The organism is Flavobacterium endophyticum, assembly GCF_003634455.1.
Classification (GTDB): Bacteria; Bacteroidota; Bacteroidia; order Flavobacteriales; family Flavobacteriaceae; genus Flavobacterium; species Flavobacterium endophyticum.
Map to the genome: position 1 here is coordinate 1341678 of NZ_RBLC01000001.1, position 12948 is coordinate 1354625.

Sequence of the window (12948 nt, forward strand, 5' to 3'; positions counted from 1 at the left end):
GGGAGTTATTATTTTTACAAAAGATTCAATCCTTGATTGCTTTCAATCATTAAGATATTATGCAATACCCCTGTCTCTTTTTTATGACTAAGAAGAAAGCATGGGTATTTTTTATATAAATTTATAACTATAAAATTGTAAGTATGAAATTAAGAAGAGTTGTAGTAACTGGTTTAGGTGCCTTGACACCCATTGGAAATAACGTCCAAGAATATTGGGACGGACTGATCAATGGCGTCAGCGGTGCTGCTCCTATAACTTATTTTGATACCACTCATTTCAAAACTAAATTTGCATGCGAGCTGAAAAACTTTAATGCAGAAGATTTTATAGACCGCAAGGAAGCCCGTAAAATGGACCGTTATGCGCAATATGCTATCGTGTCGTCTGACGAGGCTGTAAAAGATGCCAAATTTGATCTTGACAAACTAGACAAAGACAGAGTTGGGGTAATCTGGGGTTCCGGAATCGGAGGTCTTGAAACGTTCCAACAGGAAGTAATGGACTTTACGAGAGGAAGTGGCGTACCAAAATTCAACCCTTTCTTTATACCAAAAATGATTGCCGATATCGCTGGTGGCCATATTTCTATAAAATACGGCTTTAGAGGACCGAACTTCACGACAGTTTCTGCGTGTGCGTCTTCTACGAATGCGCTTATTGACGCTTTCAATTATATCCGACTTAATCATGCCGACGTAATGGTTACTGGTGGTTCTGAAGCTGCCGTGACAATTGCCGGAATGGGCGGATTTAATGCCATGCATGCGCTTTCTACAAGAAATGATGACCCTAAAACGGCTTCAAGACCGATGGATAAAGACCGTGAAGGTTTTGTTCTTGGCGAAGGTGCGGGCGCTTTGATTCTTGAAGAGTATGAGCACGCTATTGCCCGTGGCGCAACTATTTATTGTGAAATTGGCGGCGGCGGTATGTCTGCTGACGCGCATCATATCACGGCACCGCATCCAGAAGGATTAGGCGCTAAAAATGTAATGTTGAACTGCTTGAGAGATGCTGGCTTGAGACCAGAAGATGTAGACGGCGTGAACATGCACGGTACTTCTACTCCTCTTGGCGATATTGCAGAATCAAAAGCGATTCAGCATGTATTTGGAGAACATGCGTATAAGTTGAACCTGAATTCGACCAAATCAATGACAGGACATTTGCTAGGTGCTGCCGGAGCGATTGAAACAATTGCTTCGATCTTATCTATCAAATACGGTATAGTTCCTCCGACAATCAACCACTTTACGGATGACGAAAACATTGATCCAAAACTAAACTTTACCTTTAACAAGGCTCAAAAAAGAGACATGAACGTGGTCATGAGCAATACTTTTGGCTTTGGCGGACACAACGCTTGCGTTTTGGTGAAAAAACTAGACTTATAATATTCGAATGAGTATCATCAGAAAAATATTTACAAATTCCCGTTCTCAAGAAGACGGGATTTTTTTTACTGATATCCAAAAAATACTAGGATTCAAGCCCAACAATCTTGAATGCTACCGAAGGGCTTTTACACACCGCTCTTCTAACAAGCTCGATTCTGACGGAAACCAGATCAATTACGAACGTCTTGAATTTTTGGGCGATGCGATGCTGAGTTCTGTCATCGCGGCGCATCTGTTCAACCAGGTTCCTTCGGGAGATGAAGGCTATCTGACTAAAATGCGTTCTAAAATAGTAAGCCGCGAACACTTGAACGAATTAGGCCGCGACCTCAATCTAATACGCTTTATCGAAAGCAAGGTTCCTGCACAACATTTTGGGGAAAACATACATGGAAATATTTTTGAAGCACTTGTCGGGGCTATTTATTTGGACAAGGGGTATATGTATTGCGAAAAGTTTATCAAAAAAAGAGTCATCCTGCCTTATGTAGATATCGCCAAACTGGAAGGCAAAGTCATCAGCTACAAAAGCTTGCTGATTGAATGGTGCCAGAAAGAAAAAAGGACTTTTCATTATGATGTTTTTGAAGATAACGGCATCGACGGACAGCGTTTCTTTGGCGTCAAGCTGAGCATTGACCAGAAAGTAGTTGCTAAGGCGAGGGCTACTTCTAAAAAGAAGGCAGAGGAGAAAGCTTCTCAAAGAGCGTATTTTGCTTTTCAGGAAAAAATCAATACTAAATAATTGTAAATATCTTAAAACTATATCGTTTTCGTTGATAAATTAACGTTAACCTAATTGTTTTTTATATAATTCCTCATTAAATATAGTTATATTTACGACTTATTTAATTTCAATATGGGCATCCATAAGTTGCATCTTGACGAATTTGATGAAGTTGACTATGAGCTGATTGCTATTCATACTTCATTAGAAGATTTCAGATTGGCTTTCTTCATCAATCAGCAATTACCTATTATCTTGAGCCGAAGCAGTGACGAGATTGGCGTAAAAACCAAAGAAGGAGAAGCTATGTTCACGAAATTTGGGTATGATGATGTTGCCAAAGACATCCAATGGAGCTTGGTTCAAAACAAAAACGAAATCATCACTCACAAAAAGAGCAACAAACAGGATCTTTTTTTGGATGAAAATGTGGAGATAACCACTAAAGTCTATCTTCTTCCGGAACTCAAAAAAGTAGATTATTTTTTGAAAATCGAAAACAACTGCAGCACATTTGAAATCGAAGATATACTGCAAAAACTAAACAAAATAGAATGGATTACGACCGTATATGAGGTGTTTCCAGACAAAATAAAATCTAAAAACAATTTAATTTTCTAATAATGTCGACAAGAAAAAAAACAAAGATCGTAGCTACATTAGGCCCCGCATGCAGCACCAAAGAGGTCCTGAAAGACATGGTTGATGCCGGAGTAAATGTATTTAGGATTAACTTTTCCCATGCAGATTATACCGATGTAAAAGCCCGAATAGATATGATCCGCGAACTGAATGATGAATTTGGATACAATACCGCAATTCTGGCGGATCTTCAAGGACCGAAACTTCGTGTTGGCGTCATGAAAGAAGACGTCATTGTAAGCAAAGGCGATATCATTACGTTCCAGACGGCCGAAGATGTTCCTGGAACAGCCGAAAGAGTCTATATGAACTACAAGCAGTTTCCTGCAGATGTAAAGCCAGGAGAAAAAATCCTTCTTGACGATGGAAAATTAATGTTTGAAGCCATTGAAACTAACGGAACGACAGAAGTAGTTTGTAGAGTCGTTCAAGGCGGTCCGTTGAAATCTAAAAAAGGAGTCAACCTCCCAAACACAAAAGTTTCGTTGCCAGCCTTGACGCCAAAAGACATCAAAGATGCTCTTTTTGCTATCGAAAATCAGGTGGATTGGATTGCGCTTTCTTTCGTAAGAACTTCGGAAGATCTTCAAGAGCTTCAAGACTTGATTTCTAAGAATTCTGCTCATAAGATTCCAATCATTGCCAAGATCGAAAAGCCAGAAGGCGTTGAAAATATAGACAAAATCGTAGCTTTTTGCGATGGATTGATGGTAGCGAGAGGTGACCTTGGGGTTGAGATTCCAGCACAAGAAGTTCCATTGATTCAAAAGAAATTGGTACAGCGAGCTAAAACGGCCCGTATTCCTGTAATTATCGCTACACAAATGATGGAAACGATGATTACGAGCCTTACGCCGACACGTGCCGAAGTAAACGACGTCGCTAACTCTGTTATGGATGGAGCTGATGCAGTTATGCTTTCGGGAGAAACTTCTGTCGGGAACTATCCTGTACAGGTTATTGAAAAAATGACACAGATTATTGAAGCCGTGGAAGATTCTCCGCTGATTCAAGTACCGCAAAATACGCCACAAATCAGAACGAAACGTTTTATTACGAAATCCATCTGCCACCACGCGGCTTTGATGGCCAATGTAATCAAGGCGAAAGCCATTTGTACGTTGACGAATAGCGGCTATACGGCTTTCCAGATTTCGGCTTGGAGACCACAGTCGCACATTTTGGTTTTTACCTCCAACAAAAGAATCCTTACACAGTTGAACCTTTTGTGGGGAGTGAATTCGTTCTACTACGATAAATTCGTGAGCACGGACGATACTGTTACCGATGTCAACGAAATGGCAAGAGAAAAAGGATATGTAGACAAAGGTGATTTCTTGATCAATTTGGCCGCTATGCCGGTTGCTGATAAAGGAATGGTAAACACCTTGAGGGTTTCTGAAATAGAATAGCCAAAAACAAATTACAACCCAATCCGTTAGCTTCTAACGGATTTTTTTATTCTCTTATTCCAAGGAAAATAGAAAAGAAAAAATTATATTTGGCTGAATTAAAACAAACGATTATGAATTTCAAATCAAATAATCCATTTTTAGGCAACAAGAATTTCAGCAAGCCTGCTGTTCATTCCTATAGCCAAGACGAAAACACAACCTTGATTGATTATGGTCAAGAAATGACCATTTCTGGAACCATCAACAAAAGCTTTTTTATGCTTTTGCTGCTCACCGCAACCGCTTCTCTTACTTGGTGGCTTGCCTTTAACGGCACGAATCCGCTTCCTTTGGCAATCGCCGGAGCTGTCATCGGGCTTGTTTTGGTATTGGTTTCTTCATTCAGACCGCAATATTCTTCTTATCTGGCTCCTGCTTATGCTTTGTTTGAAGGATTGTTCGTTGGAGGGATCTCTGCCGTTTTTGAAGCTATGTATCCAGGAATTGTAATCCAAGCTGTGGGCGCTACGTTTGTAACCTTCCTAATCTGCTTTGGATTGTATAAATATCAAATAGTAAAAGTAAACGAGCAATTTAAATCTGTAGTTATAGCCGCAACATTGGCTGTGGCTACGTATTACCTAATTTCATGGTTGCTTTCTATGTTTACGAGCTTCGTGCCTGTACATCATGGAAATTCTTTGATGAGTATCGCAATCAGTGTTGTAGTGATTATTATTGCTGCCCTGAACTTATTCCTTGATTTCGATTTGATCGAAAAAGGCGTAAGAAATCGCCAGCCAAAATATATGGAGTGGTTTGGCGCCATGGGATTGATGATTACCTTAGTTTGGCTGTATATTGAATTCTTGAGACTGCTTTCTAAGCTTTCTAGTAGAAACTAGCCTAAAAACTTTCTATAACTAAAAAGGGTTGACTTTCGTCAACCCTTTTTTCGTGCTTACTTTTGCAGGCAGCCACTAATCTGCCCACTTAAAGTTTAAAGCCCACTTACCCCCATTATATAATTCAATGAGTTGCAAAGCTATTCGAACGACCCAAATGCCACAAGGGGAAATTTCCCCTTTTTTAGGGGGATAATGACTGAAATAATTATAGAAGTGAAAGTATAAGCTGCTATTAGGCCGCTTTTTCAAAAGCAATGAAATTTACCACCTGCTTTTTGCTATTAAAAATTGGGAATGCTTTGATGTGACAGGAGTAGGTTTCTCCGTTTTTTTTATAATTGATAATCGTCTTTTCAAAAGGCTTTTGGAAATCAATCGCTTCCCGAATCTGCTTTAAGTCTTTTTTAGACGTCTTGCTTCCTTGGAACATTTTGGGTGTTTTCCCAACAATTTCTTCCCAAGTATAGCCTGTCATCTTGATGGTATTTTCTGAGGCAAAAACAATTTTTAAGCTATTGTCCGTCACAACGATTACATGATCTTGCTGCAGTTCTTCTTCAAAATTCCAGTTGAATTTCCAACGATTTGCTTTCGAAAGTTCTTTCAACTTGGATAAGTCGGAAAGAGCAAGCTTAAGATTGTCAAGGTATTCGCCAAAAAAATCCCAAGAATATAAAGGCACGGGCATACTATCCAGCGTGCTGGAATGCTTTTCTATTGCATTTTCATATTCTGTGAGGTTTGACACTGTAAATAATTTAAGCAAAGATAAATTTATAGAATAGAGTTTTTCAAATCTGCCTAAAGTTTAACTATTGTTGAAGGTGTCAGAAATCAAATTTCAGCTGGACGACTACTGTCTTTTTTACTTCCGTATTTAGGTTCCCGAGCGAAATTCCGAGCAATCGGACAGAGTCTTTCATCTTTTCCTGATACAGCAATTCTTTGGCCACATCTAGGATAAGACTTTTGTCGGAAATAAAATAAGGCATTGTCTTGCTTCTGGTTTGGAGCGAGAAATCGCTGTATTTTATCTTTAGGGTGACTGTTTTTCCTGCAATACCGTATTTCTTTACCCTGCGCTCTAAAGTTGCCGCAATGGACTCCAGCCGTTCGACCATAAATATTTCAGAAGTCAGGTTTTCATTAAAGGTATGCTCTGCTCCTACAGACTTGGCTATTCTTTCTGATTTTACGGCACTATTGTGAATTCCGCGGACAACTGCATAATAAAAAGTTCCCGATTTCCCGAAGTGCTTGGCCAAAAATTCTTCTGATTTTTCTTTTAGGTCTTTCCCAGTAAAGATGCCCAACTGGTACATTTTTTCTGTGGTGACCTTTCCTACACCGTAGAATTTACGAATCGGGAGTTCTTCTAGAAAAGAAAGGACTTCATCTGGATTGACTGTCTTTTGTCCGTTGGGCTTGTTGAAATCAGAGGCTACTTTTGCAATAAATTTGTTTATGGAAATACCTGCAGATGCCGTTAGCCCGATTTCTTCAAAGATTCTTTTTCGGATTTCCTGTGCGATCAGCGTAGCGCTTGGATTGCCTTTTTTGTTTACCGTGACGTCGAGATAGGCTTCGTCGAGCGAAAGCGGCTCAATCAAATCGGTATAATCATAAAAAATCTGACGGATCTTATCTGAAATCTCCTTATAGCGTTCAAAGCGTGGCCGTACAAAAATCAGGTCGGGACAGTTTTTCTTCGCAAGATAGCCACTAATGGCACTACGAACGCCAAATTTCCGTGCCTCATAGCTTGCCGCTGCCACGACGCCTCGGGTTCCGCCTCCGCCAACAGCAATCGGTTTTCCTCTTAATTCAGGATTGTCCATCTGCTCCACAGAAGCATAGAATGCATCCATATCTACATGTATGATTTTCCGGTTCTGAATTTGTTCCTGTTCCTGCATAACCTACAAGAAAAAAAGTAGTTCTTGATCTACATCCGCTAATTTGAAGCTTATTTAATTGCCTTTCCTTCTTATTTCTTCGTCTCCGAAGCCAGATATACTTCTTCTGTTGGCGATTTCGATTTCCTTTCTGAAGGAAAGAAGAAACTCATCGGCTTGCTCTTAAAATGTTTCCAGATGGACGAAATAATAAATCGTATTTCCAACAGCGGAATATTTCTAGAACGGAAGGCCAATCCCAGCGATAAGGCAAAACTTACCAAGAAATTGACAAGGCCAATAACACCAATTCCGATAATCCCCCATGTTATTAACGACAAAGTTACCATAAAATCTGCTCCGTACAGCCCTAAGGCCAAATTGCCGCTGGCGAAGGTAATATGCCTTACATCGAGATTTAGCCCAAAAAACAAGCCTATAGAGGCCGTAGAGCCCATGAAAACCCCAAACCAAAGATTGGAAATGACACCTGCCCATTTTTTCTCATAAAGATCTGCTAGTTTTTTGGTCTTGTTCCTGCCGAAAGTCATTTTCAAGACGGGATGCTCTTGTATTCTGTAATACACTTGGTGGTGTTTGTCTCTGTTGGCTATGCTTCCTGAGATAATTCCGGAAAGGAAAAGAAAAACTCCCGCAATTGCCGCATGAAAAATGGCCATGGAATGAACCGGACTCAAATCTGTAAGCAATTTTGTCCATTTAGAAGCTGCTATGTTGTATCCGAAGGCATAATCAATCAGCCAGATTCCCAACAATGAAACAGGAAAAGCCATGATTACGTTTCCTACAAAAGCGATGAACTGTGACCTAAAAACACGGGCAAAAAGCACAGCAAACGCCTGGTGTTTTTCGGATGGATTGCCTTGTTTTTTCATACCTTGTTCCAAAGCCCGAATCAAGGCCGAAGCTGTCATTGCTGGCTGTTTTGTCGCCAAAGTAAAACCGCATAGGTAAATCGCGATAAATCCGAGCGAATAATTCATGCTGTATAAAAAAGCATGTCCGAAATCGCTCGTCTCAACTTTTCCGAGCAGTACTTTTATAATGCAAAGAATTCCTACGATAAGCCCTCCTCCTAAAGCCGCGCGAAACATCTTGAAATACTCCTGTCTGGTTTCTGTAATGTATTTTTCTCCTGTTTTTGCGGTATGCTGTGTCACTTCATACGACAAAAGCTGCGTGCTTTCGCTTACGAGTCCTCGGATATCATTCTTATAGCAATTGTATTTTATGAGCTTGAGCGCTAGTTGGATTCCATTATTCGTTTTGTTTTCTTCCCGATCGACGACCAAAAGCGGAATCAATACTTTCAACCTATGGAGCTGTTGGCGAATGCGAAGCAGGTTTTGGTTAACTCGTAATGAAATTCCATATTTTGAAGAATTAGCAAAGGCTTTTTCAACAAAATCATCGCATTGCTTGTGCAGTATCAGCAATTGTTTGTAATAAAGATCGGAAGACGTAATAAAATGTTTGTTTTTTGGATCTCGAAGAATGTCATCAATCTGATGAAGTTCTTTTTCAAAAGCAGCAAAAGGACTTTCCAAACTATCGTATTCGGGAACCATTTTTATGACATCGGTTTCCATCGCACGTCCACTGATACGCTGCGTGATGATGTTCATGGAAAGCAACATTTCTGACAGTACCGAATCTTCTTCAATCGTATCATAAATCGGCTTGAACAGCAACAAATCGTGAAGTTCTTCAATCTGCGAAATAGAAATTTTATTTACCCAGATCGTATCGGTATTCATATAAAATACCTGATTGAGTACATATTCTAAGGAATTTTTGTTTGGCTGGTAGGGTAATAATTTGGAAAAGATTCTCTTTCTAACTTCAAAAATAAAATCGACATCGCGCAGGATTCCTGCGTCAGAAAGAAATTTGTTGAATTTTTTATTGTGAAGCAGTTTTTTCAGATAGTATGAAAACTGCAGTCTAATGAAGTCGTTTTTATGAAGAAAATCTAACAATTCTTGTATGTCGACAGTTTTCACTGTCTTTGGTTTTTTAGGCCGTATGATACTGACTAACTGCACTAATAGTTCGATTTCATCATTCGCCTGCGTCCATAACTGGCTTTCGTCAAAATAGTGCGTCAAAAAAGAGGTGATGGAAATTTTCGGCTTGGATTTTCTGTTTTTCATGGAGTTTTAACTTAAGCTTATATTGTAAAAATACGAATAGAAGTGCATTTATCAGTAACTTCGTCCATAAAAACACATCCTATGCTCGAAATAGAAAGAAAATTCCTTGTCAAATCTGATGATTTCAAGGCTGTTGCTTTCGCCAAAAACCAGATTGCACAAGGCTACCTCAACAGCCATCCTGAAAGAACCGTACGCATCCGAATCAAAGGAGAAAGCGGCTTTCTGACCATAAAAGGAAAAGGCAATGAAAGCGGGGTTTCGCGTCTTGAATGGGAAACTGAAATTCCGCTGACAGAAGCCAAAAGCCTCATCAAGCTTTGTGAAAACGGCGTTATTGATAAAATACGTTATGAAGTAAAAGCAGGGAATCATATTTTTGAGGTGGATGAATTTTTTGGCGACAATGAAGGATTGGTCGTTGCTGAAATCGAGCTCCAATCGGAAGATGAAACTTTTGAGAAACCCGAATGGCTAGGTCAAGAAGTTACTAACGATGAACGCTATTACAATGCTTTTTTAAGCAATCATCCGTATACGACTTGGAAAAAATAACTCCAGATTATAATTGCATTATTTATAGAATGAAAAAATACTTTATCGCATTTTTATTGTTGTTGGCGGCTCAGGCGATGGTTGCCCAAAAAATGACAACGCTGACGTATTTCCAGAATGATACGTTAAAGCTCGACTTGGACTTGTTTCTTCCTGAAAAAGCTTCGAGTGAAAAGCTTCCTTTGCTTTTGTATGTGCATGGCGGTGGATTTTCAGGAGGCGAAAGGCAGTCGGGTTATGACCTCTGTCGCTATTTGGCTAAAAATGGTTACGCAAGCGCGACTATAACGTATACTTTATATGCGAAAGGCAAGAAATTCAGCTGTGACGGTATTCTTTCAGAAAAAATAAAAGCTTTTCAATATGCGGTGAATGACCTGTGGCTGGCTACTTCGTTTTTTATAAAAAACAGCGCCAAATATACTATTGATACTTCAAAGATTTTTATTGCTGGTTCTAGCGCTGGAGCCGAAACCGTGCTTCATGCCGCTTTTTGGGATTTCAAGACAATGAATCTTTACAACAATTCGTTGCCGGAGAATTTTAGATACGCAGGCCTTGTTTCTGGAGCAGGCGCTATCATGGACCTGAATCTTATTACGCAGAAAAACGTAATCCCGATGTTCTTTTTTCATGGAAATGGCGATTCGACCGTACCTTATGGAACAGCGCCACATCATTATTGCAAGACAAATGCTTCGGGCTGGCTGATGCTTTTTGGGTCTTATTCGATTTATAACCGTTTATTGGAGATGAATGGTTCGGTATCGCTTTATACTTTTTGCGGCGGCGGCCATGAATACAGCGGCTACTTGTTTGAAAAGGAACAGCATCATATCTTGAATTTCTTAAATGATGTCTCAAAAGGGAAGAAATTCCAAAACCATGAAATCATTGCTACGGGAAAGAAAAACGATAAATCGGCAGCCTATACATTTTGCGACTGATATTATTCTGGCTTGTACTGTTCCACTAATTCTAGTCTTTTTACAATTGATTTCTTCTCTAATATCGTTCCGGGTGACAATACCGCATTGGCTCCAATCCGAGAATCGTCACCAATTAATGAGCCAAACTTATCTGATTTTGTATCGATGACATGTTCCTTATAGAGCACAGAAATATTTTTGACTTCCCTTTCGTTATAGTGGTTGGCCGCTATAGAACCGGCTTCGAAATTGACATTCCTACCTACAATGCTATTTCCGATATAATTGAAATGGGCAATAGCAGTTCCAGAACAGATAATACTGTTTTTGATTTCGCATCCGGGGCCAATCTTGACCGATTTATCAAGATAGACGCCTTCTCTGAAATAGGCATTAGCTCCAACAAAACAATTTTCTCCAACTATGGCCGGCTGTTTTAAAATGGCTCCACTTTCGATTACGGCTGGCTTATGGATGGCAATTCCGTCTTGGATTTTATAGTCGTTACCCAATCCAGAAATAATCTCATATAGAATTTCTTTGAGGTTGTTGGTTATTTCCCACGGAAGCATTTCTGTATGGTTTGGGAAGTTTTGCGTAAAATTGTCTATAAAATCATGTATCGAAATCATTGTATCTGGTGTTTAAATCTTGCTTTCTTTATGCTTTGTAATATGCCAAAAACTAATCTTGCGTCTTGTTCTAAATCCGAGTTTTTCATAAAGTTTTATGGCGCCTTCGTTATTTTCGACTACATGTAGGTAAGGCGTCTTATTTTGAGCAAAGATGGCATTTGTGGCATGAGCGACCAATTGCTTGGCATAGCCTTTTCCCGTATGTTCTGGATGCGTAATTACGGCGCTGATCTCGACGAAATCTTCCATCTTCATACGCTCTCCTGTTACGGCAACTAGCTGGCCGTTTTCGAAAATCCCAAAATAGTTCCCTAGTAAGGCTGTTTTCTTTTTGAAATAGCCAGGCTGAACCAAATTGACCAAATCATACAAGGCATCTATGTGTTCTTCTGTTAATTGAATGATAGTGTCTTTTGGGTCAATAGCAATTTTGCAATCAACAATCATTTGGGTACATATTAATTCGTTCTTCAATACCAACTGGTCAGAAAGCACAGGCTTATCTCCTACTATAAAAAAACTATCGGCTAATAAGGAATAAGCATCGATATTGCCTGAGTTGTCTTCTTGGATTTCAAAACCTCCAAACGGACAATAATCTGGATGGTAAAATTTTATGTTTTTGTAATTAATTGCAAAATCCCGATGACTTTCGGATAAAGAATGCCAAACGGGATTGTCTAATTTTGTATCGTCTTGAAAATTCATAATCAATCTAGGATGTGGCTATCTTAAACAGGCGCACACTCACAAATATAGCGATTTCAAGGTTTTCTAAGGCAAGCTATGCTTCCTTATTTTTTGCCAAAATATAGTTATCTAGGCTATAGTTACAGCTGCCGATCGTGCTCAAAAGAAAGGCCGCTGCGGCACCCGTAAATACGGAATAGTCTAATGGCGGTTTCAATCCGAAGCTCAACGTCATTGCTATGGCAAAGCTGACAAGCAGGATACCCGAAAATAGTGAGACCCATTTTAGCTTGTAACCGATAATTAATAATAAAGGCAGCAGTATTTCTAAGGCTGTTGCGACATACGCCAGCAGTGTTCCAACTTCGGGGGAAGCAAAGGAATTGACCGAATTTGAATATTCAAGAAAATTGCTCCAATTTCCCCAGCTGACTGATTTGCTGCCGGGCGCACCCCATAGTCCAAAACGGTCTGCTACTGCTGACAGGAACGATACCGAAAGGGCCGTTCTTAAAAAAACCTGAGAGAAAGTTTTCATTTTCATAGCGATTTATTTTTAGCAAATTTCAAAAATATTCTCGTACGAAAACTTAAACTACATTAAGAAATGCAGACTCAGTAATTTATGTAGCCTTATTCGTTTTTGACAGGGATAGAACGGTATACCGACGAACCTCCTACCTCATCAATATTTACATCTAATTCATCAGAAGTATTGATGCTTTTGATATTTACATCAATCGAGCCATCTGCATTGAGGGGAACTTGTGCGTAATTTTTAGATGGAATCATCGTATTATTTGGCCCTGCTGCATAGGCTTTAGGAATGATCTCAATGTTTTGCAATGTCAGAATTGTCAGGCATAGCGCAATGATAGTTAAAACCAGTTTTGTATAAAAATCTGTCTTCATAATGTATTGTTTTTTAAGATTGTTTCTTGAGGCGTACCAAAATCAATGCCACTAAAAACAAAAAACCACCGAATATCGAAATATCCG

14 protein-coding genes are annotated in these 12948 nt (G+C 39.5%); 7 read left to right on the forward strand and 7 right to left on the reverse strand.

Going from position 1 to position 12948, the window contains the following annotated elements; translation table 11 throughout:
• The first annotated feature begins 143 nt into the window (after positions 1-143).
• The 5 genes from fabF (at position 144) to CLV94_RS06215 (ending at position 5068) form a co-directional block, all read left to right on the forward strand.
• On the forward strand, positions 144-1397 hold the full coding sequence (fabF, locus tag CLV94_RS06195) for a beta-ketoacyl-ACP synthase II (protein WP_121375549.1): 1254 nt from the start codon (positions 144-146) through the stop codon (positions 1395-1397).
• Positions 1398-1404: 7 nt separating this feature from the next.
• Positions 1405-2145 (forward strand): ribonuclease III, encoded by a 741-nt coding sequence (rnc, locus tag CLV94_RS06200; RefSeq protein ID WP_121375550.1) that lies wholly within the window; start codon positions 1405-1407, stop codon positions 2143-2145.
• A 114-nt stretch (positions 2146-2259) separates the two neighbouring features.
• Positions 2260-2748, forward strand: coding sequence for an IPExxxVDY family protein (locus CLV94_RS06205; RefSeq protein WP_121375551.1), 489 nt, complete (start codon positions 2260-2262; stop codon positions 2746-2748).
• A gap of 2 nt (positions 2749-2750) precedes the next feature.
• Complete coding sequence (gene pyk, locus CLV94_RS06210) at positions 2751-4181, forward strand: pyruvate kinase (protein ID WP_121375552.1); 1431 nt, start codon at positions 2751-2753, stop codon at positions 4179-4181.
• 113 nt (positions 4182-4294) lie between these two features.
• Entirely contained in the window at positions 4295-5068 is a 774-nt protein-coding gene (locus CLV94_RS06215) for a Bax inhibitor-1/YccA family protein (protein ID WP_121375553.1), read from the forward strand.
• A 235-nt stretch (positions 5069-5303) separates the two neighbouring features.
• Here the strand turns inward: CLV94_RS06215 and CLV94_RS06220 are convergent, their stop codons facing one another.
• The 3 genes from CLV94_RS06220 to CLV94_RS06230 all read right to left on the reverse strand — a co-directional run bounded on the left by CLV94_RS06220 (position 5304) and on the right by CLV94_RS06230 (position 9140).
• Complete coding sequence (locus CLV94_RS06220) at positions 5304-5819, reverse strand: PAS domain-containing protein (RefSeq protein ID WP_245982457.1); 516 nt, start codon at positions 5817-5819, stop codon at positions 5304-5306.
• Between the two features lie 79 nt (positions 5820-5898).
• On the reverse strand, positions 5899-6987 hold the full coding sequence (dinB, locus tag CLV94_RS06225; RefSeq protein WP_121375554.1) for a DNA polymerase IV: 1089 nt from the start codon (positions 6985-6987) through the stop codon (positions 5899-5901).
• A gap of 71 nt (positions 6988-7058) precedes the next feature.
• Positions 7059-9140: a recombinase gene (locus CLV94_RS06230; RefSeq protein ID WP_121375555.1), complete on the reverse strand. Its 2082-nt coding sequence runs from the start codon at positions 9138-9140 to the stop codon at positions 7059-7061.
• A gap of 81 nt (positions 9141-9221) precedes the next feature.
• On the opposite strand from CLV94_RS06230, the gene CLV94_RS06235 reads away from it, so the two are divergent.
• Both CLV94_RS06235 and CLV94_RS06240 read left to right on the forward strand, forming a co-directional pair.
• Positions 9222-9695 (forward strand): CYTH domain-containing protein, encoded by a 474-nt coding sequence (locus tag CLV94_RS06235; RefSeq protein WP_121375556.1) that lies wholly within the window; start codon positions 9222-9224, stop codon positions 9693-9695.
• Positions 9696-9724: 29 nt separating this feature from the next.
• Positions 9725-10642, forward strand: coding sequence for an alpha/beta hydrolase (locus CLV94_RS06240; RefSeq protein WP_121376242.1), 918 nt, complete (start codon positions 9725-9727; stop codon positions 10640-10642).
• 2 nt (positions 10643-10644) lie between these two features.
• Here the strand turns inward: CLV94_RS06240 and CLV94_RS06245 are convergent, their stop codons facing one another.
• From CLV94_RS06245 to CLV94_RS06260, 4 genes are all read right to left on the reverse strand, one after another.
• On the reverse strand, positions 10645-11256 hold the full coding sequence (locus tag CLV94_RS06245) for a DapH/DapD/GlmU-related protein (protein ID WP_121375557.1): 612 nt from the start codon (positions 11254-11256) through the stop codon (positions 10645-10647).
• Between the two features lie 12 nt (positions 11257-11268).
• A complete protein-coding gene (locus CLV94_RS06250; RefSeq protein WP_121375558.1) occupies positions 11269-11967 on the reverse strand; it encodes a GNAT family N-acetyltransferase in 699 nt (232 codons plus the stop codon).
• A 76-nt stretch (positions 11968-12043) separates the two neighbouring features.
• Positions 12044-12493 (reverse strand): DoxX family membrane protein, encoded by a 450-nt coding sequence (locus CLV94_RS06255; protein WP_317125108.1) that lies wholly within the window; start codon positions 12491-12493, stop codon positions 12044-12046.
• 89 nt (positions 12494-12582) lie between these two features.
• A complete protein-coding gene (locus CLV94_RS06260; protein WP_121375559.1) occupies positions 12583-12861 on the reverse strand; it encodes a hypothetical protein in 279 nt (92 codons plus the stop codon).
• Between the last annotated feature and the right edge of the window lie 87 nt (positions 12862-12948).